General features: G+C 65.5%; 26 protein-coding genes and 1 pseudogene. 16 read left to right on the plus strand and 11 right to left on the minus strand.

Annotated elements, in window-relative coordinates:
• Positions 1–4: 4 nt before the first annotated feature.
• The 6 genes and pseudogenes from BWR19_08565 to BWR19_08590 form a co-directional block, all read right to left on the minus strand.
• Positions 5–1,555, minus strand: coding sequence for an aldehyde dehydrogenase (locus tag BWR19_08565; GenBank protein APX92976.1), 1,551 nt, complete (start codon positions 1,553–1,555; stop codon positions 5–7).
• The gene (locus tag BWR19_08570) at positions 1,552–2,457 is read right to left on the minus strand and encodes a 3-hydroxyisobutyrate dehydrogenase (GenBank protein APX94961.1); all 906 of its coding nucleotides are present in this window, start codon (positions 2,455–2,457) and stop codon (positions 1,552–1,554) included. The genes BWR19_08565 and BWR19_08570 overlap by 4 nt, the downstream gene beginning before the upstream one ends.
• 16 nt (positions 2,458–2,473) lie before the next feature.
• Positions 2,474–3,661, minus strand: a complete 1,188-nt coding sequence (locus BWR19_08575; GenBank protein APX92977.1) for a peptidase M20 — start codon at positions 3,659–3,661, stop codon at positions 2,474–2,476.
• Between the two features lie 10 nt (positions 3,662–3,671).
• Complete coding sequence (locus BWR19_08580) at positions 3,672–4,970, minus strand: hypothetical protein (protein APX92978.1); 1,299 nt, start codon at positions 4,968–4,970, stop codon at positions 3,672–3,674.
• A gap of 217 nt (positions 4,971–5,187) precedes the next feature.
• Positions 5,188–5,325, minus strand: a pseudogene (locus tag BWR19_08585) (hypothetical protein).
• A 32-nt stretch (positions 5,326–5,357) separates the two neighbouring features.
• Positions 5,358–6,368 (minus strand): hypothetical protein, encoded by a 1,011-nt coding sequence (locus tag BWR19_08590; protein APX92979.1) that lies wholly within the window; start codon positions 6,366–6,368, stop codon positions 5,358–5,360.
• A gap of 259 nt (positions 6,369–6,627) precedes the next feature.
• Here BWR19_08590 and BWR19_08595 point away from each other — a divergent pair, with 259 nt between their 5' ends.
• Together BWR19_08595 and BWR19_08600 are read left to right on the plus strand one after the other, a co-directional pair.
• Positions 6,628–7,476 (plus strand): chemotaxis protein MotA, encoded by an 849-nt coding sequence (locus BWR19_08595; GenBank protein APX92980.1) that lies wholly within the window; start codon positions 6,628–6,630, stop codon positions 7,474–7,476.
• Positions 7,469–8,449 carry a hypothetical protein gene (locus tag BWR19_08600; protein ID APX92981.1) on the plus strand — a complete coding sequence of 327 codons (981 nt, stop codon included), beginning with the start codon at positions 7,469–7,471 and terminating at the stop codon, positions 8,447–8,449. Before BWR19_08595 ends, BWR19_08600 begins: the two co-directional genes overlap by 8 nt.
• 1 nt (position 8,450) lies before the next feature.
• Here BWR19_08600 and BWR19_08605 read toward each other — a convergent pair whose 3' ends face one another.
• The 3 genes from BWR19_08605 to BWR19_08615 form a co-directional block, all read right to left on the minus strand.
• A complete protein-coding gene (locus tag BWR19_08605) occupies positions 8,451–9,056 on the minus strand; it encodes a hypothetical protein (GenBank protein APX92982.1) in 606 nt (201 codons plus the stop codon).
• A gap of 94 nt (positions 9,057–9,150) precedes the next feature.
• Positions 9,151–9,561 carry a hypothetical protein gene (locus BWR19_08610; protein ID APX92983.1) on the minus strand — a complete coding sequence of 137 codons (411 nt, stop codon included), beginning with the start codon at positions 9,559–9,561 and terminating at the stop codon, positions 9,151–9,153.
• 48 nt (positions 9,562–9,609) lie between these two features.
• Positions 9,610–10,512 (minus strand): EamA family transporter, encoded by a 903-nt coding sequence (locus BWR19_08615; protein ID APX92984.1) that lies wholly within the window; start codon positions 10,510–10,512, stop codon positions 9,610–9,612.
• A 162-nt stretch (positions 10,513–10,674) separates the two neighbouring features.
• On the opposite strand from BWR19_08615, the gene BWR19_08620 reads away from it, so the two are divergent.
• A complete protein-coding gene (locus tag BWR19_08620) occupies positions 10,675–11,709 on the plus strand; it encodes a dihydroorotase (GenBank protein ID APX92985.1) in 1,035 nt (344 codons plus the stop codon).
• Positions 11,710–12,624, plus strand: a complete 915-nt coding sequence (locus tag BWR19_08625; protein ID APX92986.1) for a hypothetical protein — start codon at positions 11,710–11,712, stop codon at positions 12,622–12,624.
• Here the strand turns inward: BWR19_08625 and BWR19_08630 are convergent.
• Together BWR19_08630 and BWR19_08635 are read right to left on the minus strand one after the other, a co-directional pair.
• Positions 12,605–13,771 carry an MFS transporter gene (locus BWR19_08630; GenBank protein APX94962.1) on the minus strand — a complete coding sequence of 389 codons (1,167 nt, stop codon included), beginning with the start codon at positions 13,769–13,771 and terminating at the stop codon, positions 12,605–12,607. The two genes, BWR19_08625 and BWR19_08630, sit on opposite strands and share 20 nt — an antisense overlap.
• A 59-nt stretch (positions 13,772–13,830) precedes the next feature.
• On the minus strand, positions 13,831–14,331 hold the full coding sequence (locus BWR19_08635) for a hypothetical protein (protein ID APX92987.1): 501 nt from the start codon (positions 14,329–14,331) through the stop codon (positions 13,831–13,833).
• Positions 14,332–14,549: 218 nt separating this feature from the next.
• Here BWR19_08635 and BWR19_08640 point away from each other — a divergent pair, with 218 nt between their 5' ends.
• From BWR19_08640 to motB, 12 genes are all read left to right on the plus strand, one after another.
• Positions 14,550–15,695: a spermidine/putrescine ABC transporter ATP-binding protein gene (locus BWR19_08640; protein APX92988.1), complete on the plus strand. Its 1,146-nt coding sequence runs from the start codon at positions 14,550–14,552 to the stop codon at positions 15,693–15,695.
• Between the two features lie 107 nt (positions 15,696–15,802).
• Positions 15,803–16,891 carry a spermidine/putrescine ABC transporter substrate-binding protein gene (locus BWR19_08645; protein ID APX94963.1) on the plus strand — a complete coding sequence of 363 codons (1,089 nt, stop codon included), beginning with the start codon at positions 15,803–15,805 and terminating at the stop codon, positions 16,889–16,891.
• 72 nt (positions 16,892–16,963) lie between these two features.
• The gene (locus BWR19_08650) at positions 16,964–18,214 is read left to right on the plus strand and encodes an ABC transporter permease (protein ID APX92989.1); all 1,251 of its coding nucleotides are present in this window, start codon (positions 16,964–16,966) and stop codon (positions 18,212–18,214) included.
• 3 nt (positions 18,215–18,217) lie between these two features.
• Complete coding sequence (locus tag BWR19_08655) at positions 18,218–19,069, plus strand: polyamine ABC transporter permease (GenBank protein APX92990.1); 852 nt, start codon at positions 18,218–18,220, stop codon at positions 19,067–19,069.
• 198 nt (positions 19,070–19,267) lie between these two features.
• Positions 19,268–19,699, plus strand: a complete 432-nt coding sequence (locus tag BWR19_08660) for a flagellar export chaperone FliS (protein APX92991.1) — start codon at positions 19,268–19,270, stop codon at positions 19,697–19,699.
• An 80-nt stretch (positions 19,700–19,779) separates the two neighbouring features.
• Entirely contained in the window at positions 19,780–20,121 is a 342-nt protein-coding gene (locus tag BWR19_08665) for a hypothetical protein (GenBank protein ID APX94964.1), read from the plus strand.
• Positions 20,118–21,428, plus strand: a complete 1,311-nt coding sequence (locus BWR19_08670; protein APX92992.1) for a hypothetical protein — start codon at positions 20,118–20,120, stop codon at positions 21,426–21,428. The genes BWR19_08665 and BWR19_08670 overlap by 4 nt, the downstream gene beginning before the upstream one ends.
• Complete coding sequence (locus tag BWR19_08675; protein APX92993.1) at positions 21,421–21,726, plus strand: flagellar protein FhlB; 306 nt, start codon at positions 21,421–21,423, stop codon at positions 21,724–21,726. The genes BWR19_08670 and BWR19_08675 overlap by 8 nt, the downstream gene beginning before the upstream one ends.
• Positions 21,727–22,059: 333 nt before the next feature.
• Positions 22,060–22,386, plus strand: a complete 327-nt coding sequence (locus BWR19_08680) for a flagellar transcriptional regulator FlhD (GenBank protein ID APX92994.1) — start codon at positions 22,060–22,062, stop codon at positions 22,384–22,386.
• Between the two features lie 3 nt (positions 22,387–22,389).
• Positions 22,390–22,962 (plus strand): transcriptional regulator FlhC, encoded by a 573-nt coding sequence (locus BWR19_08685; protein ID APX92995.1) that lies wholly within the window; start codon positions 22,390–22,392, stop codon positions 22,960–22,962.
• A 162-nt stretch (positions 22,963–23,124) separates the two neighbouring features.
• Positions 23,125–24,000 carry a flagellar motor stator protein MotA gene (locus BWR19_08690; protein ID APX92996.1) on the plus strand — a complete coding sequence of 292 codons (876 nt, stop codon included), beginning with the start codon at positions 23,125–23,127 and terminating at the stop codon, positions 23,998–24,000.
• Positions 23,997–24,938: a flagellar motor protein MotB gene (gene motB, locus BWR19_08695; GenBank protein APX92997.1), complete on the plus strand. Its 942-nt coding sequence runs from the start codon at positions 23,997–23,999 to the stop codon at positions 24,936–24,938. Before BWR19_08690 ends, motB begins: the two co-directional genes overlap by 4 nt.
• Positions 24,939–24,954 lie beyond the last annotated feature (16 nt).

The raw sequence follows: 24,954 nt of genomic DNA on the forward strand, positions 1-24,954 counted from the left end.
CGGCCTAGTGGCTGCCGTAGCCCATGGCGGCGCTGGCCTTGGCCGCGGTCTCGACCCAGACGCTGCGCGTGGTGGTGTATTCGCGCAGCCCATCCAGTCCACTGGAGCGGCCGTAGCCGCTGTCGCCGAAGCCGCCGAAGGGTGACATCACGTTGATGCTCTTGTAGCCGTTGACCCACACCGTGCCGGCGCGCAGCTGATGGGCGACGCGCAGCGCCTTGCCGGTGTCCTGGCTCCACACCGCACCGGCGAGGCCGAACGGGCTGGCGTTGGCCAGCTCGATGGCGTCTTGCTCGTCGTCGAAGGTCATCACCACCAGCACCGGGCCGAACACCTCCTCCTGGGCGATCGCCATCTCGGGCCGCACCTTGGTGAGGATGGTGGGAGCCAGGAAGTTGCCCTCGGCGGCATCGCCCGGCAGGCCTTGTGGGAAGGTGCCGCCGCTCAGCAGCTCGGCGCCTTCGGCGATGGCTTCATCGATCAGCTGGCGTACGCGCTGGTACTGGGCGGCGTTCTGCAGGGGCCCCATGCGAGTCTCGTCTTCCCCCGGCAGGCCCACCTCGATGGTGGACGCCGCGGCGGCCAGGCGCTGGCAGAATGTTTCCGCGATGTCTTGCTGCAGCAGCAGCCGCGAGCCGGCCACGCAGCTCTGGCCGGCGGCGGCAAAGATCGCCGCCTGGGCGCCGGCCACGGCGTCGTCGAGGGCGGCGTCGGCAAACACGATATTGGCCGACTTGCCGCCCAGCTCCAGCACGCTGGGCACCAGCCGGCGGGCCCCCGCCTCGGCAATCAGCCGGCCGGTCTCGGGGGAGCCGACGAACACCAGCTTGGCGACCTGCGGATGGGTGGTGAGGGCGCTGCCGGTGGTGTGGCCGAGCCCATTGACGATATTGATCAAGCCGGCCGGCAGGCGGCCGCTGCGCTCGAGCAGCATGGCCAGCACGGCAGACGTCAATGGGGTGAGCTCCGAGGGTTTGAGCACCGCGGCGTTGCCGGCGGCCAGCGCCGGGGCGAGCTGCCAGCCGCAGGTAAACAGCGGCGCGTTCCACGGGGTGATCTGGCCCACCACGCCGTAGGGCACGCGCTGCACGTAGTTGAGGTGGGAGCTGGGCACGTCGATGACCTCGCCGTGCTGCTTGTCGCACCAGCCGGCGAAGTACTCGAACATCTCGCGGACCTTGTCGACTTCGCCGCGGCAGTCGCGAATCGGCTTGCCGGCGATCAGGCTCTCGAGCCTGGCCAGGTTCTCTTCATGGCCTTCCAGACCGCGGGAGGCGGACTGCAGGCGCCGGCCGCGCTCGCTGGCGGTGAGCGCCATCCACTCGCGCTGAGCGCGGTTGCCGGCCTCGACGGCCTGCTGCACCACCGTGGCGCCGGCATCCCGGTAGTCCAGCAGCGGCTGGTTGGTGACCGGGTCCTGCAGGGTGATGGTGTCGCCGTCACCGGCGAGGAACTGGCCGTCTACCCAGTTGGCGTGGGGCTGGTGCGGGTCGAGTCCGTAGGCATCGAGCAGCAGGCTGAGACGGTCGCGGGTCTGTTGGTTGAGGGCATTCATGCCGAGTCCTCCTGGGGCTGGCCGGCGGCGTAGCGCTGGGCGGCGTGGAGCAGGTGCTGGGTGATGCGGTTGAAGTCTTCGCCATCGTCCAGCGCCAGGCGCTCGTCGTGCCAGGCGTCGCGCACCCGCTCGAGCAGGCCGTCGTCGAGGCCCAGGCGCTGGGCGGTCTGCTGGGCGAGGCGCAGGTCCTTGCGCATCAGGCCCATGCTGAAGCCGGAGTCGAAACTCGCGTCGAGGATCCAGCGCGGGAAGTTGACCTCGCTGACCGCGCTGCGGCCCGAGCCGCTGTTGAGCCCCTGCAGGCAGGCGGCCGGGTCGACGCCGGCGCGCTGGGCCATGGCCACGGCCTCGGCGGTGGTCAGCAGGTGGGCGGCGCACAGGTAGTTGTTGGCGAGCTTGACCACGTGGCCGCTGCCGGCCTCGCCGACGTGGGTGATGCTCTTGGTCATGGCCTCGAGCATTGGCCGGGCGCGCTCCAGGGTGGCGGGCTCGCCGCCCACCAGCATGCCGAGCTGGCCGCTGTGGGCGCCGCTGGGGCCGCCGCTGACCGGGGCATCGAGCCACTCGAGCCCGGCGGCGATGATCTTGGCCGCAAGCTGGCGCGATTCGACCGGGTCGCTGGTCGAGGTGTCAACGATCAGGCTGCCCTTGGCCGCCTGTGTCAGCAGTCCCGGGGTATCTTCGAGCACCGTGCGGACATGCGCCGAGGTGGGCAGCGACAGCAGGTAGGCGTCGGTGCTGGCCAGGGCGTCCGGCGCGGCGGTGGCGACGCCCTCGGCGGCGAGGCGCTCCCGCGCTGCGCTGTCGATATCGCTGCCCTGCACCTGGAAGCCGGCCCGGTGCAGGGTCAGGGCCATGCCGCGGCCCATGTTGCCGAGGCCAATGACGGTAACGGAGTTGATCAAGGTGACCTCCAGATCAGCGGGTATCGGAGTGTTGGGCCAGCAGCGTCTGGACGAGTTGGGTCCAATAGCTCACGCCGATGGGCGACAGGGCGTCGTTGAAGTCGTAGTGGGGGTTGTGCAAGGCGGCGCTGCGTTCGCCGTTGCCGAGCCAGATGTAGGCCCCGGGGCGCTCGCGCAGCATGAAGGCGAAGTCCTCCGAGGCCATGCTGGGCGGCAGGTCGCGGTGCACGCGGGCGATCTGCGGCATCGCCTCGAGCACCTCGGCGCAGCGCTGGGCGTGTTCCGGGGTGTTGAAGGTCGCCGGGTAGCGCGGCTGGTAGTCGAGGTCGGCCTGCAGGCCGTGGAACTGGGCCAGCCCATCCACCGCCTGCGCGAAGCGCTGGGCCAGATGCTCGCGCAGCGGTTCATCGAAGCAGCGCAGCGTGCCGCGCAGCTCCAGCGTCTCGGGAATGACGTTGAAGGCGTCGCCGGCATGGATCTGGGTGACGCTTAGCACCGCCGTCTGATGCGCCGGGGTCTCGCGGCTGATCAGCCCCTGCAGTTGAGTGACCAGCTGCGAGGCGGCGAGTATCACATCGCTGCCCAGGTGGGGCATGGCGGCGTGGCAGCCGCTGCCCGTGAGCCTGAGCGTGAAGACATCGAAGGCGGCCATCACCGCGCTGTCGTGCACCGCGGCCTCGCCGACGGCAAGCCCCGGCCAGTTGTGGACGCCGTAGACGGCGTCCATCGGAAAGTCCTCGAACAGACCCTCCTCGACCATCACCCGGCCGCCGCCTTCGCTCTCCTCGGCGGGCTGGAAGATGAAGTGCACGCGCCCGGCGAACTCGGGCGCGTCGGCCAGCTGGCAGGCGGCACCCAGCAGCATGGTGGTGTGGCCGTCGTGGCCACACGCATGCATCTTGCCGGGGGTTCGGGAGGCGTAGTCGAGGCCGGTGGCCTCGGGCACGTCAAGGGCGTCGATATCGGCGCGCAGGCCGATGCTGGGCCCTTCGCCAAGGTTGCCATCGAGGGTGGCGACGATACCGGTACCGCCGCCCAGGCCGGTGACGATGTCGAGCCCGGCCCCGCGCAGGATCTCGGCGATCCGGCGGCTGGTGCGATGCTCCTCGAAGGCGGTCTCCGGGTGCTGGTGGAAGTCGTGACGCCACTCGCGCAGCGTCTCCGGGTCGATCTGGATGTCGGTCATGGTGCTGGTATTCATGGTGCTGACCTCACAGCAGCGCGTTGGCGATCAGGGCAGACGAAACGAAGGTGCCGGTGAAGACCAGCAGGGCCAGGATCACCAGCTTCCAGCCCGCCTGGCGGAACATCTTCAATTCGCGAGTGGTCAGCGCCAGGCCGGCATAGGCCAGCACCGGGGTGACGATGGCCAGGAAGTTGACCGCGCTGAGCTGTTCGACCAACCAGGCGTTGCCCGGGGTCCAGGGCAGGGTGAACAGGATGCTGACCAGCGAGACCCAGGCCACGCCGGGCAGGTAGAACGGCGCATAGCGCGTGACGGCTAGGCCGATCATGGTCATCACGTAGAGGATCAGCATGCCCGGCAGGGCCTCGATCAGGCCGGCGCCGTTGATGGTGTTGGCGACCCAGGCGACGCCACAGGCGGCGGCCATGACGATGGCGGTCTTGCCGAGGTCCTGCTCGGGGCGCGGCTCGGCGGGGATGTCGTCGTCAGCGGATGCGCTGGCGGTGACCTGGGCGCCTACCGGCTTGGCCTTGCGCTTGCCGCTGAGCAGCGAGTAGAGCTTCTCGGCGATGGGCAGCGCCACGAACAGCGTGAGGTAGAGCCCGGTGGCGTAGGTCATCAGGTTGCTGGCGCCGGAGAAGGCGAGCAGCTCATCGCGCATCTCCGGCAGCGAGCCGGCAATGGCCGCGGAGCAGGCGGCAACCATGCTGCCGCTACCCACACCGCAAGCCATGGCCAGCGCACGCGGGTCGAGAATGTCCAGCGAGGTCAGGTAGCCGGCCATCAGCGCGAACCACAGGGTACCGAACATGGTGCCGACCACGTAGGTGCCCATCACGCCGATGCCTTCCGGGCCCTTGAGGCCGTACTTGTCGGAGATCACGGCAATATTGGGTTCGCGGGCTATCGAGTAGGTGGCACCGATCGACTCGCGACCCATCTTGAACACCAGCACGGCGACGGGCAGCGCGATCAGCATGGTGCCGAGATTGCCCAGCTCCTGAAGGATCAGCGCCGGGCCGGCATCGATGAGGTCTTCGATGGCCGGGCCGATAGTGGTACCGAAGCGCGCGATGAACGGCATGATCGACAGCAGGATCAGCGGGCCGGCGGCCACACTGATGCGCTGAGGAAAGACCTTTGCCGCGGTGCGCGTAACGTTGGGGTTGAGCAGCACGCCGAGAATGAAGGCGTAGAACAGCGGCAGCAGCAGCAGGGAGCCGGGCCCCATGGGAATCTGCTGGATACCGATGAATTCGGAGAGTAGCGAAACGAGGATCACCAGCGCATGCAGGCGCCAGTCGAGTAGCGTCGAGAGAGGCATGGGACGTCCTTCCTGATCGGATTGTGATTGTTGATATGCCTGCGGTGTACGTCCCTGAGTATTGTGAAGCCCCCTGCGCTAATGAAAGGTGAAGCGCGTTCTGATTTTTAGGCCACAGATGCAGGGCTTTGCGGTAGGGCGCTAAAGCGGATCACTTATAGGCCGACGTGACCGTTACACCTTCTACAAGATGCTCCAGGTAATCATCCAGGGGCATGGGATGGGCGATACCAAAGCCTTGGAGAAAGTCGACACCCAGGCCGGCAAGAATATCGATCTGGGCCTGATTCTCAACGAACTCGGCCACTACCCGAACGTTGAGATAGTTGGCTAGCGCGCAGGTGCTTCTGACTATTTCCTGCCGACCCGTTTGACGATGCGCACTGCCTACCGTAGTAGCGGGGCGTACTGCCGAACGGCGCGATAGCCCTCGTCGACCAGCGCCTGGCTCTCGTCGGGCGAGACCCAGGCGGCGCCGATGCCTGCCTCGCTGGCCCAGGCCTGGAATTCATCGCTCTCCAGGGTTTCCCGATAGGCCTGGATCAGGCGCTCGTAGCGCTCGGGATACGCTTCCTGGAGCGCGGCGTGAACGATCAGTCCGGTGACATTGCCGCCAATCAGCGGCAGCGGATCGACGCCGAGATGCTGCATTTCGTCATTGAACAGCGGTGCGTCCCAATTGTCGCTGGGCGCGTCATTGACCACTGCCAGGGCGCGCACCTCGTCGCTGATCGACAGCGCGGCTTCGGCGGCGAGGATCTCGAAGTCGACCTGGTTGCCGGCCAGCGCCGCGCGCAGCGGGGCGCCGCCGCTGTAGGTGGCGAAGCGCACGTTATCGTGTTCGATCTCCAGCGCATCCATCATCACCAGGGTCTGCAGGTGGCCGCCGTTGCCGACGATGATCCCGGAGCTGACCTCGCCGGGCTCGCGCATCGCCTCGATCAACTCCTCCAGGGAGTGATAGGGGCTAACGTTGTGTACTGCCACGATGCCGTAGTCATTCCACTGGGCGCTGAGCAGTTGGAAGTCTTCCCACGCTACCGGGGCGCCGCCGACTTCGATGGCGCTGGCGAGATAGGGCGTAGCTTGCATGACCAGCAGGGTCTGGCCGTCCGCGGCCTGCCGCTGGAAGTAGGTGGCGCCCAGTGCGCCGGCGCCGCCGGGGCGGTTGATGATGCTGATCGGCACCTCGAGGCGTGGCGACATATGCTCGGCCAGGCCGCGCGCCATGCGGTCCGCGCTGCCACCGGCGTCGAAGGGCACCACGATCTCGATCGGATCTTGTGGCCAGTCGGCGTGGGCGGCGCTGATCACGCCGGCGCTCACTACCAGGCATGAGAGACCGGCGCTGACGGCGGGCAGGCAGTGCTTGATGGCTGGGCGGTAGGCGTGGTTCATGGGGGCGTCTCTGGTGTTGTTGTTAGGGCGCAACACTCATGACAATAAGCGCATCTGGGGCGCGTGATAATCATTATTCGTGGATGGGACTGGTCATTAGTCGCGCCTGGCGCTCCAGAATTAGTTGAACAGCGAGACCCTGGCCAACGTCAGAGTAGCCCCGCGAACGGCGGCTTTTCGACGCTTTGACCATTAGCCGCCTGGTTATCATGGCAGCCTGAACGAGGTCTCTTTCGAGTCATCTACCACGGGCGAGCGCATGAATCCTTCCACGCTTATCGGCATCGCCGCCAGTATCTTGATGCTGGCCAGTGTGCTTCTGCTGAGCGCCGAGTCGGCGGCCAGCTTCATCAACCTGCCGGGCTTGGCCATCGTGCTGACCGGCACCCTGGCGGCAACCTTTATCAGCTATCCGCTCAAGGAGGTGGTGCGGGTGGTGCGGCTGGTGGCGCTGGTGTTTCGCCGCGAGAACAGCCGCGTGCAGGAGGATATCCAGGAGCTGGTGCGGCTGTCGCGGCTGTGGTTCAAGGGCGATATCCACGCCGTTGAGCATGCCCTGGAGAACGACGTGCGCAACCCCTTCCTGCGCACCGGGGTGCAGCTGGTGATCGACAACACCCGCGAAGAGGAGATCCTCGACCTGCTGCGCTGGCGGGTGGCGCGCATGAAGGCCCGCGAGCGGGCCGAGGCGCAGATCTTTCGCACCATGGCGCTCTACGCCCCGGCCTTCGGCATGATCGGCACCCTGGTGGGGCTGGTGAATATGCTCGAAGTGATGGATACCGACCAGATCGGAGTGATCGGCGAGAAGATGGCGGTGGCGCTGCTGACCACCTTCTACGGCATCGTGCTGGCCAATCTGGTATTCAAGCCGATTGCCGTCAAGCTGGAGCGGCGCACCGAGGAGCGGCTGATCGCCATGAACATGGTGCTCGAGGGGGTGTCACTGATGTCGCGGCGTCGCCTGCCGTCGTTCATCGAGGAGACCCTCAAGTCGTTCATGGCCAACCACCACGACGAACTGCGCGACCAGGTGCTGCTCGACGAGCCGCTGGAGAAGACCGGACGGCGCCTGCAGTGGCCGGCGAGGCTACGCAAGCATGCCTGATACCACGCGCTACGATGCGCTGCTCGAGGAGGCGGGCGACGTCGAGTCGAGCAGCGGCTGGATGGTCAGCTACATCGATGTGATGACGCTACTGGTGGCGCTGTTCGTGCTGCTTTTCGCGCTGTCGTTTCGCCTCGGTAGCGACGCCGACCCCGCACCGGTGACGCTCTATGCGGAGGTGGATGCCACGCCAGCCTCGCAGCTGGGGGTGCCGCTGCCGGAGGAGATGCTGGCGGCGATGCAGCCCCAGGCGCCGTACTTGAACGGTGCCGCCCCCGCTATCGATCCGGCTGCGGTGGTGGTGGCCCTGGGTGTGGCGCGACGCACGCAGCCGGCCCCGCCGCCCGCGACGCCGGCCAGGCCGTTCCCCTCCGAACCGATGATGGCCGATTGGCAGCCGCCGTCGCCGCAGGTGGTGGCGGCCAACGGCGCCAATCTCGATGTGCCGCTTGAGGAGTTGGTGGTGGTGGTGACCGACACGGCCCCGCAGCGCGCCCGAGAGATCGACCCCGAGGCAGTGGCGGTGGCTTCCACGCTTGCCGAGACCCTGGAGCAGCGCGTCGCCGAGGCGCCGCATCTACCCGATCTCGAGGGGGTGGCGGTGTCGCGGGTGGCCGAGGGCATCAGCCTGCGGGTCGAGGACAACCTGCTGTTCTCCACCGCCGAAGCCGAACTGACCGGCGCCGGTCGCGACGTGATCGAGAGCCTGGTCGCGCTGATTCAGCGCCACGATGGCGAGGTCTCGGTGGAAGGCCACACCGATAGCCGGCCGATCAACACCCCGCAGTTCCCTTCCAACTGGGAGCTCTCAAGCGCCCGGGCCACGGCGATTCTACGCTACCTGGCGGATGAAGGGGTGTCGCCTTCGCGGCTGCGTGCAGTGGGCTTTGGTGACACACGCCCGTTGGCCAGCAACGATTCCCAGGAAGGGCGCGCCAAGAATCGCCGCGTCGAGGTGATCATTCACCTCTAGCTCAAAAGTGGTAGGCGATCATGGCGGTGGTGAGGTTGAGGTGCTCGAGCCTTGGCGCGTCGATACGCTCGTACTGCAGATGCGCCACGGTGCGCGGCGTGAAGTTCATCCGCGCGCCGAAGCCGTGGACCCGGGCGGTGCCACCCATGGCCATGTCGACCTCTTGGGCATCGCTGCCCGACAGGGTGGTCTCGAGATCGCCGCTCCAGTCGGTCAGGCCCGACTTGGCGAACAGGCTGAACCTGCCAAGGTGCAGACCGGCGGTCACCGCGCCTTGCAGGCTGGTGGTATTGAGCAGCACCGACTGGTCGTCGATGGCAGTAGGGGTCTCGTCGGTGACCAGGTAGGTGATTTCTGCACCGACACCGAGTCGGGGCAGATTGGGCAGCAGGTAGCCCGCCAGCAGGCGAAAGCCGGAGGTGGCGCCGTCGGGCATGGACATCTCCGCCCCCTCCAGCACCACGCCATTCTCCAGACTCGCCAGCTCGGTAAAATCGCCGTTGACCTGAACCGGCATGCCCTCATCATCGGCCAGAGCGCTGCCCATGGCCAATGCCATGACGGGTACCAGCGCGAAGCGCGTGAGGCGGGAGGGTAGAGTATGCATGAGCTAGATAAGGTTCTCGGCGAGTCGCCTGCAAGCGACACAATGCTTCTACCTTAGTCGTTTTCAGGATGCTCTGCCAACCGAGGCCGCTCCCTCAGCGCCCCTTGAAGCGGAACAGCAGGTACTTGATGATCAGCGTCAAGGCAAAGACCAGCCAGCCCGAGGTGGCCAGCACGTTGTACATCAGCATTTTCTGCTGGCCGCTGAGAGGCGTTAGCAGGCTCTCGATCAGCACCCCGAAGAGTAGCGCCAGCAGCAGCGGCAGGGCGATGATGTGCATCAGCATCTCGGTGCGCCGCCGACGGATGCGATAGCGCTGCAGGGTGAGGCGAAAGGGCCGATGCGCCCAGCACACGAACACCAGGGTGGCGGCGATGCTAAGCATGGCAACGCTGGGCAGGGGTTCGCCGATTGCAGCCGAGTAGCTGGCCGACCAGGCCAGCAGCAGCCATATGGCCCCTTCGAGCAGGGCGACGAAGTCGCCCGATGTGCGTACCGCTAGCATTCACGTGTCCTGTTCTAGCCAATTCTTGCCCGTTGCCACCAGCCTACCTCATGTCGCCGGGCGTTTATGCCATAAGCGGCGTATCCAGTGCCAGCGATTGATCAACAGCGCGGTGAAAATCAGCGCACAGCCTAGCCACTGCAGCTGGCTCATGGTTTCCCGAAACCATAGCGCGGCGAGCATCGCGGTCCATACCGCTTCGAGCATCATAATTACTGCGCCGTTGCTGGAGCTGGTCAGTCGCTGGGCATAGAGCTGCACCCAGAAGCGCATCACGCTGGCAATCACCACGCTGGCCAGCAGCCAGCCCAGGGTGGGAGAGGCCACTTGCCTGGGCCAGGGTTCGCTGAGCGCTGATATCAGCGTCAGGCCGGCACCCAGCACCAGCATCTGGATGATGGTAAAGGGCAGCGGCGGCACGCGCTTGACTACCTGGCTGTTGACGTTGAACAGCAGAGCGAACAGCGTCGCCGAGGCGAGAAACAGCCACTGGCTGGGTTCGACCCGAAAGCCGTTATTGAGCGACAGGCAGGCGAAACCCAGCATCGCCACCGGCAGTGCCAGCCAGGTGGCGGCGGGCGGCCGGTCGCCGAACAGGAAGCGTGCCATGAACGGCACCATCAGGATCCACAGGCTGTTGATGAAGGCGCTCTCGCCAAGGTGGCTAGAGGCATCGAGCCCCAGCACCCAGAGCGTGATGGCGCCAATGAACAGCACGCCTACCGCACCTGCCTGGCGCCACTGATGGGCGCTCAGCGCAAACAGGGGCCGCCAGCCGACAAGGCCCAGCAGCGCTGCGGCAAGCAGAAAGCGCGTGCCGATGAACAGCAGCGGTGGTAGGCCTTCGAGCGCCTCCTTGGAGAAGATCCACCCGGCAGCGGCCATCATGGTGACCGCCAGCAGCAGGGCGTCTGCCTTGAGCGAGGGCCTTGCGGCAACGGAGGTGGGCATCAACGGTTCCTTGAGACTAAAGGCGTAATGTTACCAGGCTAATGGAGTCGCTCGCCACGCCATGGCTCTCGGCTGACCGTGGGGCCAGCGTTCGTCTATAATGGCCGGGTTTTGCCATCGCGATGGTGCAACGACAGCGTACTCTCTCAATAAGGCCTGCCCGTGAACCAGATTACCCTGACCCAACCCGACGACTGGCACCTGCATCTGCGTGACGGTGCCGCCCTGGCCGCGGTGGTGGCCTATACGGCGCGCCAATGCGGCCGCGCCATCATCATGCCCAACCTGACGCCGCCGGTGACCACCACCGAGCAGGCCCGCGCCTATCGCGATCGGATCCTGGCGGCGCTGCCCGAGGGCAGCGACTTCGAGCCGCTGATGACGCTGTATCTCACCGACAACACGCCGCCGGAGGAGATCGAGCGGGCCAAGGCCAGCGGCATCGTGCATGCGGTCAAGCTCTACCCGGCCGGGGCCACCACCAACTCCGACTCCGGGGTCACCGACATCGACCACTGTTCGCGGGCCATCGAGGCCATGGAGCGGGTTGGCCTGCCGCTGCTGGTGCACGGCGAGGTGACCAGCCCCGAGATCGATATCTTCGATCGCGAGGCCGTCTTCATCGAACGGGTGATGGCGCCGCTGCTGATCCGCTTCCCGCAGCTCAGGGTGGTGTTCGAGCACATCACCACCGAAGACGCGGTGAACTTCGTGCGCGAGTCGTCGGCCAATATCGCCGCCACCATCACCGCCCACCATCTGCTGTTCAACCGTAACCATATGCTGGTCGGGGGCATCAAGCCGCACTACTACTGCCTGCCCGTGCTCAAGCGGGAGCGCCATCGCGATGCACTGCTGGCGGCAGCCACCTCGGGTAGCGGCAAGTTCTTCCTGGGCACCGATAGCGCGCCCCACGCCCGCGGCGACAAGGAGTCCGCCTGCGGCTGTGCCGGGGCCTTCACCGCGCCCGCGGCCATCGAGCTCTACGCCATGGCCTTCGAGCAGGCCGGACGGCTGGAGCAGCTGGAAGGGTTTGCCAGCCATCACGGCCCGGACTTCTATGGCGTGCCGCGCAATTCGCGCCAGGTGACGCTGCTGCGCGAGAGCTGGCAGCTCCCCGAGACGCTGCCCTACGCCGAGGATGGCGTGATCGTGCCGCTCATGGCGGGGCAGACGCTTCCCTGGCGCCTGGCCTGAGTGCCGCCTGCAGGACGCCCTTGGTCACACTGGGGCCTGCTGATCAGCCTGGTGATGCTGTGGGGCAGCTCGTTCTCGCTGACCCGCATCGCCGTGGCGCAGTTGACGCCCTCCATGGTGGTGATGGGGCGCAACGCGGTGGCGGCACTGCTGCTCGGCGTCCTGCTGCTGGTGTGGCGCCGTGGCCTGCCGCGGGGGCGCCGCGTATGGGCCTATATGGCGGTCATCGCGGTGATCGGCAACGCCATGCCGTTCCTGCTGATCAGTTGGGGGCAGCAGCGCATCGACAGCGGCCTGGCGGGGATCCTGATGGCGGCGATGCCGCTGGTCACGCTGGTGCTGGCGCACTTCTACATCGACGGAGAGCGCCTGGCGCGGCATAAGGTGACCGGCTTCGTGGTGGGATTCGTGGGGATCGTGGTGCTGATCGGCCCCGCCGCGCTCGCCGAGCTCGGTGGCCAGGGCGAGACCCTGGTGGCGCAACTGGCGGTCCTGGGTGCATCGATCTGCTATGCGGTGAATACCATCGTCGCGCGTCGCAAACCGGCGAGCGACGTGTATGCCACCTCGGCGGTGGTGCTGGGGATGGCGATGCTGTTGACCTTGCCCATGGCGCTGGCGCCCGTGTGGCAAGCAACGCTGCCGATGCCTGAGCCGTCAGCCACGGCCGTATGGGCGGTGCTGCTGCTGGGGGTGATGAGTACGGCGGCGGGTAGCGTGGTCTATTTCAAGCTGATCGCCGCCGCTGGGCCGACCTTCCTGTCCCTGATCAACTACCTGATCCCACTATGGGCGGTGATGATCGGCACGCTGTTCATGGCCGAGCGTCTGGCGTGGAACCATCTGTTGGCGCTGGCGCTGATCCTGCTTGGGGTAGCGGTGTCGCAGCGGCGCCTCAGCGTTCCCGGCGGGTAACCAGCCGGCCCTGTTCGAGGTCGAGGCGATGCTGGCGGCCGGCGAGCATGGCACAGCTCGCTGCCACGCCGACGATGACCATCAGCAGCAGGCTGATGGTGCGATTGCCGGCGCCGAACTGCAGCATCAGGCCGACGCTCAGCGGCCCGGCGGCGGCCATGCAGTAGCCGAGGCCCTGGACCATCCCCGACAGCTGGCCGGCCAGCTGGTGGGTGCCGCTGCGCAGCACGATCATGGTCAGGGCCATGCTGAAGCAGCCGCCCTGGCCAATGCCCAGCAGCGCGGCGCCCAGCCAGCGAGCCTGCAGCGGCCCGAGCAGCAGGACCAGCATGCCGGCGGCGCTGGCGCCCAGCAGCAGCAGCGTGGCAAGGCGCTGATCGCGTCCCAGCCGTGCCAGCCAGGGGGCGGCCAGCGCCGCCAGCAGCTGCGACATCACCGACATCGCCAACAGCCAGCCGGCTTCGCCCTCGCTGAGGCCGCGGCGCTGCATCAATACCGGCAGCCAGCCGAACACGATATAGGCCAGCGACGACTGGCTGCCCATGAAGCCGGTGACCTGCCACGCGAGTGGCGAGCGGAACAGCGACACCGGCGGCGCAGGCGGTTCATCGGGCTGCGATGCCGGGCGTGGTTGCGGCATCCCCAGCCGCCATGCCAGCAGCGCGGCCAGGGCCAGCAGTGCCCAGCTGGCCAGGCTGAGGGGCCAACTGCCCAGCAGGTCGGCCAGCGGCACGCTGATCCCTGCTCCGAGCGCACCGCCCAGGCAGAGCGCCATGGTGTAGACGCCGGTCATTAGGTCGGCGCCGCGGGGCAGTTCGCGCTTGACCAGCGCCGGCAGCAGGCTGCCGCAGACGCCGATGGCAGCGCCCACCATGAGCGTGCCGAGGAACAGCAGCCACAGGCTGGGGAGGGCGCGGATGGTCAGCGCCACGGCGAGCGCTAGCAGGCCCAGGGAGAGGGCACGCTCCGCGCCCAGACGGCGCGAAAGGCGCGGGGCCAGCGGGGCGAACAGGCCAAGACAAAGGACCGGTAGCGTGGTCAAGGCGCCCACGCCGAGCGGGCTTAGCCCGGTGTCTTGCTGGATACGGCCAAGCAGCGGTGCCAGCGACGACAGCGCGGGACGCAGGTTGAGCCCGACCAGCACCATCAGGCAGATGAACAGCGTCAGGCGGCGACCGCGTCGCGCGGTGGGCAGGGCGACGTCACTCATCGGCGTCGATCTGGGTCCACGTCGATGGGAGGAAGGTCTTGCAGGGCGTCGAGGGCGCCGAAGTGAGTGCCGGCGTCGTCGCCCTCGGCGGCGGCTGCCTTGTCGCGAATCGCGGAGGTGTCCTCGACGCTGACCCGCTGTGGCACGCCGTTGAGTTCGGTGAAGGTGGCGATGAGACGACCCTCATACACCCAGCAGCGCTGAGGTACCCAGGAGATACGATACAGCCGCTCTTGCCACTCGGCCTGATCCTGGCCGATCAGGCCGAAGGCTTCGACCGGGGCCAGCGCCACGAACAGGCCGGCATTGAGCACCAGCGCGCTGTCGTGCATGCGGATCGCCCCCTCGAAGCGGTTTTCCTGCAGCGCCTGGAGCGCCTTGGCGGGGCGCTCGCGGGACTCCAACTGGCCACGCCCGCACACATGCACCAGATCGCCGTCGATCTGCTTGATGGCCCAGACCTCGGGCAGTTTGGTGCGCTTGAACCAGTCGAGCATGTACGGGCTCTATGCAATATCGGGGGGTTAATTCTACCACGCGTCAGGAGCTTGGCTCGTGTCGAGATGTAAACAGGTGTTCGTTAGCCAAAATGCATAAATGCGACACCGGTAATATTCAACGTTGATTGTCCCCTGGCAGGGTTGTGGTCGCCCCCTAGATGCGACTAATGTCGACGCAGTGCTTTACAAAACAACGACAAACTCAGGGAAGTGGCATGACCGATACCTCCGAAGCGCAATCGGCGACCTCTGCGGTGTCTGCCCAGGGTGATGGCGATGCAACCTTTGCACGGTTTACCAACGTCCAGAAGAGCTATGACGGCGTCGAACTGGTGGTCAAGGATTTCAATCTTGACATTCGCAAGGGTGAATTCGTCACCCTGCTGGGGCCGTCGGGCTCCGGTAAGACCACCTGTCTGATGATGATGGCCGGCTTCGAAACCCCTACCCACGGTGAAATTCTGCTCAAGGGCGAACCGATCAGCGGCCTGCCGCCGCACAAGCGCGGTATCGGCATGGTGTTCCAGAACTATGCGCTGTTCCCGCATATGACGGTGGCCGAGAATCTCGCCTTTCCGCTCGAAGTGCGACATCTCAGCAAGGCGCAGATCAAGGAGAAGGTGGCACGGGCGCTTGCCATGGTGCGCCTCGAGGAGTTCGGCGACCGCCGCCCGGCGCAGCTCTCCGGTGGCCAGCAGCAGCGGGTGGCGCTGGCCCGGGCGCTGGTGTTCGAGCCCGAGCTGGTGCTGATGGATGAACCGCTTGGGGCGCTGGACAAGAACCTTCGCGAGGAGATGCAGTACGAGATCAAGCGCATTCACGCCAGCCTCGGCGTGACCATGATCTATGTCACCCACGACCAGACCGAAGCGCTAACCATGTCCGACCGCATCGCCGTGTTCAACGACGGCGTGGTACAGCAGCTGGCGTCGCCGGACGAGCTCTACGAGCGTCCGGAAAATGCCTTCGTGGCCTACTTCATCGGCGAGAACAACCGCCTGACCGGTGAGGTGAGTGAGCGCCTCGGCGATGACTGCAAGGTGCGTCTGGATAGCGGCGATACGGTGATCGCCAAGCCGGTGGCCGTGGGCGGCGTGGGGTCACGCACCACGCTATCGCTGCGCCCCGAGCGGGTCAGCATCCTGCGCGAGGATGCGGCCGAGCAGTTCGACAATCAGTTTACCGCGACGGTGCAGGAGGTGATCTACCTCGGCGACCACCTGAGGACGCGGGTATCGGTCTGTGGCAACGACGATTTCATTCTCAAGACGCCCAATGCGCAAGGGTTTGGCGTCATGCGCCCCGGTCAGCAGATTCAGGTCGGCTGGTCGAGCGCCGACTGTCGCGCCCTGGACGCCTGAGGGGGGGCAGTCAAGATCGCCGTCTTGCGGCATCCAACGATGCCGGCGGCAAGTGCAACAACAACAATCGGAGAATCAGCATGAAAACCATTATTCGCAAACGTGTCATCAAAGGTACCGGTGTCGCCGTAGCAGGTCTCTCGGCGCTGGCGGTGGCGGTCGCTGCCCACGCCGAGGGTCAGACCCTCAACGTGGTCTCCTGGGGCGGCGCCTACAGCATGAGCCAGCAGCGCGCCTACCATGAGCCGTGGATGGAGATGACCGGCGACGAAATCGTCAACATCGACCAGAGTGCCAACGCGCTGGCGGGGCTGCGTTCCCAGTCCCAGGCCGGCAACGTCACCTGGGACCTGGTCGATATGCTGCCGGCGGACGCCATGATTGCCTGTGCCGAAGGCCTCATCGAGCCCCTCGACCACGACGAGCTGCTGGCCGATGCGCCGGACGGCACGCCGCCCAGCGAGGACTTCGTCGACGGCGCGCTGGGCGAGTGCTTCGTGGCCTCGATCGTCTATTCGAACATCGTCGCTTTCAACAGCGACATGTTCCCCGAAGATAATCAGCCCAGCACCATCGAGGATGTCTTCGACCTCGAGAACTACCCCGGCCAGCGCGCCCTGATGCGCCGCCCGATCAACAACCTCGAGTGGGCACTGATCGCCGATGGCGTCGACCGTGACGATGTCTACGACATGCTCGAGACCGAAGAGGGCATCCAGCGCGCCTTCGACAAGCTCGATACCATCAAGGACAGCGTGATCTGGTGGGAAGAGGGCGCCCAGCCGCCGCAGCTGCTGGCCGACCGTGAGGTTGCCTTCGCCTCGGCCTACAACGGCCGGATCTTCGATGCCATGGTCAGCGAGAATCAGCCGTTCGAGATCATCTGGGACGCCCAGGTATTCGAGCTCGACGGTTGGGTGGTGCCCACCGGCAAGATGGACAAGGTGCGCGATTTCCTCTACTTCGCCACCGACACCCAGCGTCTTGCCGACCAGGCCCAGTACATCTCCTATGGCCCGGCGCGGATGTCCTCCTCCGACCTCGTCTCGACGCATGCCGAAACCGGCATCGAGATGGAAACCCACATGCCCACCTATGAGCCCAACTTCGCCACAGCGATCCAGAAGGATGACGAGTTCTGGGCCGACTACCTCGACGAGTTGAGCCAGCGCTTCGACGCCTGGCTGGCACGGTAAGACCTCTCGCCGCACCGCTCATCGAGTGGTGCGGCGTCTATTTCCTGCCGACTGACTGATGGTGAGGTCCGCGTGTCCGACTCTTCTGCTCCGCTGACCACGGCCGATGGCGTGCCGCTCAAGGTCAGCCTGCGTCGCGCGGTGCGACGTTCGAAAATCAAGGCGCTGCTGCTGGTGGCGCCACTGCTGCTTTTTCTGGTGATTGCCTTCGTGATCCCGATCTTCGAGATGCTGACGCGCAGCGTCGCCAATCCCGAGGTCAGCAATCACCTTCCGCGAACCGTGGCCGCCCTTGAAGACTGGGACCGACAGGACGTCCCCGGTGAGCCGGCGTTCGCGGCATTGGTCGAAGACCTGTTGGAGGGCCAGGAGGCGCGCAATCTGGGCCTGCTGGCCAGCCGCTTGAACTATGAGCGCTCCGGCATGCGTTCGGCGATCAACCGCACGGCCCGCGGTCTGCGTACCATGGAGCCGCCGTATCGCGAGGCGGTGATCGAGGCCAATGCGCGCTGGGGCGAGCTCGACACCTGGAAGATCATCCAGCGCGAGGCGCGCCTATATACGCCGTCCTACTACCTGGCGGCGGTCGACCGTCAGCTGACGCCGGATGGCGAGATCACCCGTGCGCCGGACAACCAGCAGATCCACGTCAGCCTGTTCTGGCGGACCTTCTGGATGAGCGGGCTGATCACCCTGATGACGCTGCTGCTCGGCTATCCCATCGCCTTCCTGCTGGCCAGCCTGCCGCTGCGCCACTCCAACCTGTTGATGATCCTGGTGCTGCTGCCGTTCTGGACGTCGCTGCTGGTGCGTACCACCACCTGGATCGCCATCCTGCAGTCCCAGGGGGTGTTGAACGATGTGATGGTGTTCCTCGGCGTGATTGCCGACGATGCGCGCTGGCAGATGATTCACAACAAGATCGGCACGGTGGTGGCGATGACGCATATCCTGCTGCCGTTCATGATCCTGCCACTCTATTCGGTAATGAAGACCATCCCGCCGAGCTATATGCGCGCGGCACGCTCGTTGGGCGGTCGGCCGTTCCTGTGTTTCCGACGCGTCTATTTCCCATTGACGATTCCCGGCATGGCAGCCGGCGGGATCCTGGTCTTTATCCTGTCGATCGGCTACTACATCACGCCGGCGCTGGTGGGCGGACAGTCGGGTCGCTTCATCACCAACTACATCGCCTATCACATGCAGACCTCGCTCAACTGGGGGCTTGCGGCGGCGATTGCGTCGATCCTGCTGTTCGTGGTGGTGGTGTTCTACATGGTCTTCAATCGCCTAGTCGGCGTCGACAAGGTCAAACTGGGGTAACTCATGGCGATTCCTTCCTATGCCACCCGCGGCGAGCGCATCTGGCACTACGCGTTCCGCGGGATCTGTGCGCTGATCTTCCTGTTCCTGGTCGGCCCGCTGCTGGTGATCATCCCGCTGTCGTTCAACGCGGCACCCTACTTCACCTTTACCCAGGAGATGCTGACCTTCGATCCGGCGGGTTACTCGCTACGCTGGTACCAGGACTTCTTCACCTCCAGCGCCTGGCTCAACGCGATCAAGAACAGCTTCATCATCGGCATCGCCTCGACGATCCTGGCCACCGTGCTGGGGACCATCGCGGCATTGGGGCTCTCGAGCCGCTACATGCCGGCGCGGGGGCTGGTGATGGCGCTGCTGATCTCGCCGATGATCGTGCCGCTGATCATCTCGGCGGCGGCGATGTTCTTCTTCTTCTCGCGGGTCAACCTGGCGCAGACCTATCTCGGGGTGATATTGGCGCATACCGCGCTGGGCATTCCGTTCGTGGTGATCACGGTGACCGCTACGCTGTCGAGTTTCGACACCACCCTGATTCGTGCCGCCCACAGCCTGGGCGCCAACCCCACCCGCACCTTCTTCAAGGTGGTACTGCCGCTGGTGACCCCGGGCGTGGTGTCCGGGGCGCTGTTCGCTTTCATCACCTCGTTCGATGAAGTGGTGGTGGTGTTGTTCATTGCCGGGCCCGAGCAGCGCACCATGCCGATTCAGATGTGGTCGGGGATTCGTGAGCAGATCAGCCCGACGATCCTGGCCGTGGCCACCCTGCTGGTGCTGCTGTCGATGCTGATGCTGACCACGCTGGAGCTGCTGAGGCGGCGCAGCGAGCGCCTGCGCGGCGTGACTCCGGGGTAAGTCCTCCACCAACTGCTGTGAGTGACCGCACCTGCGCCCGGCCTTGGCCGGGCGCAGGTGTTTTATGCGGCAAAATGGCTAAAGATCGTCGCGTCGGCGCCGATAGTTTGAATTGAGCACCAACGCCAAGCCTTTTCCCGCGACCTCTGGTCTCCGGGGCTGGTAAAAAGGTAGCCATCGAAAAAGAGGATTCAGGACATGAGTGCGATGCGCGGAGCGGCCGCCTATGGTCGCGGGGCCAATGCCTACGCCAAGGTCGGCGTCGAGAGCGGCGTAATGTCGGCCAGCCCACATCAACTGATCGTGATGCTGTTCGACGGCGCCCAGGCGTCGATTCGGGCGGCGCGGATTCATATGCAGAGCGGCAATACGGTGGAGAAGGGCAAGTCGATCTCCAAGGCGCTGGATATCGTCAACAACGGCCTGATGGCAGCCCTCGATGCCGAACGCGGTGGCGAAGTCGCCCAGCGGTTGGCGTCGCTGTATGACTACATCGCGCGCCTGCTGCTGGCCGCCAACCTGCGTAACGACGAGCAGAGCCTCGATGAGGCGGCCAAGCTGCTCGACGACATCGGCACTGCCTGGCGTGAGATCGGTGGCCAGCCCGGCGCGCAAGCGAGCGGGCAGTGAGCGCCGGCGAACTCTCCGCCGCCGACAAGCAAGCGCTGGTGATCAAGTGCTACCAGGCGCTGCGCGTTCAGGCGGATGAGATGCGCGAGCTGGCGCGAGCCGAGGCTTGGGACGAGCTGATTCAGCATCAGGCACGCTATGTGGTGGAGGTCGAGCGGCTGGCACGCATGGAGCAGGAGCTCGAACTCGATGCCGCGCATCGCGAGCGCAAGGCAGCGCTGCTCGAAGCGATTCTGGAGCGCGATCACGAGGTGCGCGAGCGCTTGGTGGCGCGCCGCGATGAGCTGGGCGAGTTGATTGGTACCAGCCAGCGTCGCCGCGACCTGAGCCGCGCCTACCGCACCGCCAGTGGCGGCAACGTGGTGGACGCCGAATCCGCGTTTGCCGGCGAGGCCAGGCGTCACCCGCCAGGTAGCTCGTGAGTGGTATCACGCCGCTGCTCGACACCCTCTTGCACCAGGTACTGGGCAAGCGGGTGGATGTGCCGGTGCAGCGTGACCTGAACGAGCCGGTGCGGCCGACCGACCCAAGCCGCGCTCCGCGAGCGGTGCACAGCGATTCGCGACTGGATGCACGCCAGCCCAGCCTGCAAGGACTGAGCGGTGCCGTGGCGCGCGAGGGCGGGCGACTGTCGGGGCCGGCGCTGCCCGCTGGTGATGCGCCAGCCTCCACCCATACCCACTTCAGCCAGGCAGCGCGTACCATCGCCGATATCCTGGTCAAGTTCCCCGCGCCACCCTCGACGCTGCGCCCGGCCGTGCCGCTGGTGGCGGCGTCTCAGGCCGCAAGCCCTTCCGCCGGTCAACTGGCCAGCCAGCTGCAAGCCTCGATCAACTACAGTGGGTTGTTCTATGAATCCCACCTGGGGCGCTGGTTTCGCGGCGACCTGCCGCGCCAGGTGCTGGAGGCGCAGCCCCAGATGCAGTTCACGCAAGGGGCCAGAGCGCAAGCCATGCCCACTGCCGGCGCGGCGAGCTTGGCGCCCGCTGCTGCCAGTGTGCTGCAGTGGCCAGCGGTGCCGGTATCGCCGCGCGGTGGGCTGGTGATCACCGGGCCCTTCGTGCCGCTCGCCATGCCTGCCGCGTCGACGCTGGCGCCAGCACCCTCGGCCGCTGGCGGTGCTGCCAGCCAGGCGGGCGGGTATATACCGTTATCTTCACAGCCTGCACTCTCGGCGTCGCTCTCTCCATCGTCAGCGCCGCCCCTCTCCAGGAGTGCGCCGGCGCTTCCGGCACAGGCCGCCGCGGCCTTTGCTAGCCAGGCGGCGGAGGTCGCCGAGCCGGCTACCATGCGTAGCGCAGGGCCGCTGACCGAGTCGGCAAACGAACTGCTGCAGGGCTTGATTCGTCATCAGTTGGAGGTGCTGGTGTCGCCGGTGCTGCGCTGGGAGGGCGACGTATGGTCGGGGATCTTCATGGCGTTGATGATTCACCTGCCCGACGAGCGAGAGCGTTCGCCACGCGGCGAGCAGGACGGCACCCAGGATGACCAGGAGCCCGCCTGGCACTCGACGCTATCGCTGACGCTACCCGCGCTGGGCGAGATCCATGTCGATCTGCGCCTAAAGGGGGAGCGGGTGGCACTGACCCTTGAGAGCATGTCGCGTGACGTGGTCCAGCGCCTGGAGGAGGGCAAGGAAAGCCTGCGTGACCGATTGACGGCGCGAGGCTTTAGCGAGGTGGCGCTGCTGGCGCGGCTGCGCGTCGTTGAGGGAGATCGCCATGAGTGAGCGTACGCCGCCTTCGCGTCGTCGCCAGGCCGTGGCGCTGGCCTATCAGGAGCGCGAGGGGGCCCCACGAGTGCTGGCGCGAGGCTATGGTGACCTGGCCGAGCGCATCATCGCCGAGGCGCGTCGTCAGGGGGTGTTCGTGCATGACGCCCCGGAGCTGGTCAGCCTGCTGATGCAGCTGGATATCGATGAACGCATCCCCGAAAACCTCTATGCCGTGATAGCCGAGCTGCTGATCTGGGCCCGCGAGCTGTCGTTGGAGGAGGAAAAAGCGTCAGTAATGGGAGACAAATTGTAATAAATTGTCTCTGCATGCGGGCCTGGATGTCTCCAATGCGATACGCCAATATTTTGCTATTTCGCTTAACTCGCTGTTTTAGCGATTTAATGTTCTTGTTGACCCAGGTCAAGTGCTGCAGCGATTTCAGCAGGTCGTCGAAGGTAGGTGTTGAAAGACATCATGAAAAAGTCTCAAACTGTGCTCAACTTGGCTTGTGTCGATGACTGACATCTAGCCGGCGCCTCGGGGGTTGACGCAGGGGCGGACAAGAATAAAGGCATAACAACGCAAGGCGAATTGCCCAGAGCCACAAGAGCTCGGCCTGATAACGAACCGCAGGGAACACCGAACATGACCATCGATACCATTCTGGACGAAATCCAGGACCTCAATCTGTCCTACCTGCTGCTGGTCCAGCGCTTGCTGAATGAAGATCGCGCGTCGGCGATGTTCCGCCTCAAGCTCACCGAAGAGATGGCCGAACTGCTGGCCACGCTTTCTGCCAAGCAGCTCAGCAAGCTTTCACGCACCAACCAGCTGCTGTGCCGGCTGTGCTACGAGGATGCCGATCAGCTGCGCAAACTGACCCACAATCAGCGTGAGCAGGGTCTTTCCCAGACCCATGCATCGCTATTGATGGCGGTTCCGCTGAGCGGCAATGTGCTGCGGGAGGGCTAGGAGATGGCGGACAAGAGCCTCGTCAGTGAAATGCTGCAGGTGCAGATGGCCATCGAGCTGATCGAGCTCGGGGCGCGCCTGCAGGTGCTTGAGACCGAGACCGATCTGAGTCGCGCGCGCCTGATTCGCCTCTACAAGGAGGTGCGCGGCATGTCCCCCCCCAAGGGCATGCTGCCGTTCTCTACCGACTGGTTCATCACCTGGATGCCCAACGTCCACTCCTCGCTGTTCTACAACATTTATCTGCGGCTGAAGCATGACTACGGTTGCCAGCGTATGGAGGCCTTCGTCAAGGCGTTTCGCTTGTATCTCGAACAGGTCGAGCTGGACGAGGCCGAGCCGGTGCTGGGGCTGACCCGGGCCTGGACGCTGATCCGTTTCTTCGAAAGCGACATGCTCGAGCTCAATCCCTGCACCAGCTGCGGCGGGCACTTCGTGGCCCATGCCCACACGCCGAGTCACGACTTTGTGTGCGGCATCTGCCAGCCGCCGTCGCGCGCCGGCAAGACCCGCAAGCGCCTGGCCGAGGCCAAGGCGGCTGCATCCACCGTTCAGGCCGCCGTCGCCGCACGTTAACCGCGTGGCTGTGTCGCTTACCCCGCGCCGTCCGGTGCGGGGTTTTTCATGCCCGCATGACCCAGCCGTAGCACAAGTTTTTGTCGATTGGCCCTCAAGCCAGCGCGGTGCGTGCCGATAACTGTGTTGAAGCCACCCATGCCGTAGCAAAGGATACCGGTCGTGCTGATACCTATTGGATTTTTGATCGTTGCATTTTCCGTATTCGGCGGCTTCGCGCTTGCCGGCGGCCACCTCGGCCCGCTCTACCAGCCCACCGAGATCCTGATGATCTGTGGTGCGGCGGTGGGTGCCTTCATAGCCGCCAACAACGGCAAGGCGATGATCGCGACCCTGCGCACTACCTCCAAGCTCAAGCGCACGGTGAAGTACAACAAGGAAACCTACATGGAGCTGATGGCGCTGCAGTACAAGCTGCTGGCCAAGGCTCGTCGCGATGGCATGTTGGCCATCGAGCGCGACATCGACAACCCCCAGGAGAGCCCGCTGTTCTCCGAGTACCCGAAGATCCAGGCCGACCCCATGATCATGGGCTTTCTCACCGACTATCTGCGCCTGATGATCAGCGGCAACATGGACCCGCACCAGATCGATGAACTCATGGAGCATGAGATCGAGGCCTTCGAGCATGAGGCGCACATCCCCGCCGATGCCCTGGCCAAGGTCGGCGATGCGCTGCCGGCGTTCGGTATCGTGGCCGCCGTGCTGGGGGTCATCAAGGCGCTGAGCGCCGCCGATGCCGGCCCCGACGAGATGGGCTACATGATCGCCCACGCCCTGGTCGGCACCTTCCTCGGCATTCTGCTCGCCTACGGCTTCGTCAATCCGCTAGCCAGTCGTATCGACCGCCAGGTCAACGAGGCGGTCAAGATGCTGCAATGCATCCGCGTCACGCTGTTGGCTAGCCTCAACGGCTATGCGCCTCAGTTGGCGGTAGAGTTCGGCCGCAAGGCGCTGCATACCGCCGAGCGTCCCACCTTCAATGAGCTCGAGGATCATGTTCGCGCTGCCAAGAGCACCGGTACGGGGGGCGCATGAGCGACGATCGCCGCCCCATCATCATCAAGCGCAAGAAGGTCGTACATGCGCACCATGGCGGCAGCTGGAAGATTGCGCTGGCCGACTTCATGACCGCGATGATGGCGCTGTTCCTGGTGCTGTGGATTCTGGCCACCGCCAGCGAGGAGCAGTTGCAGAGCGTCGCCGAGTACTTCAGCACGCCGCTGTCGGTGGCGATCGCCGGCGGCGACCGCACCTCGTCGAGCGACAGCGCCATCCCCGGCGGCGGTCCGGACCCGGTGCACGAAGAGGGCGAGCGGATGCGCATCGACATGCGTACCCAGAGTCGCAGCAGCGACGAGATTCGCCGTTTCCGCAATCTCCAGCAGCGCATGGAGACGCTGATAGAGGGTGACCCCCAGCTGCGCGAGCTGCGCCGCCAGATCCGTTTCGACATGACCCCCGAGGGGTTGCGGGTACAGCTGGTGGATACCGAGCAGCGCCCGATGTTCGAACTCGGCAGCGATGCGGTAGCGCCCTATATGCGTGACCTGCTGCGCGCCATCGCGCCACTGCTCAACGACATGGACAACCCGCTCAGCCTTAGCGGCCATACCGACAGCATTCCCTATTCCGGGGGATATCGCGGCTACAGCAACTGGGAGCTCTCCAGCGACCGTGCCAATGCCTCGCGACGCGAGCTGGTCGCCGGCGGGCTCGATCCCGACAAGCTACTGCGGGTGGCCGGCATGGGCGATCGTGTACCGCTGTCGGATACCCAGCCCGACGACCCGGTCAACCGGCGTATCGCCATCGTGGTGCTTGACGAGCGGGCAGCCGAGGGTATTCGTTCCCAGGGCATGCCGGGTGGCGGCAGCGTCCCTTCGCCGGCCGCCTCACGGCTGGCCGAGGAGATCGATACCTCGCCGGTAGAAGACTTCCGCCAGGGGCTTGAAGACACGCTGAGCGACGAATAGCGGCTCAATCATTCAG

The organism is Halomonas sp. 1513 (genome assembly GCA_001971685.1).
Taxonomy (GTDB): Bacteria; Pseudomonadota; Gammaproteobacteria; order Pseudomonadales; family Halomonadaceae; genus Franzmannia.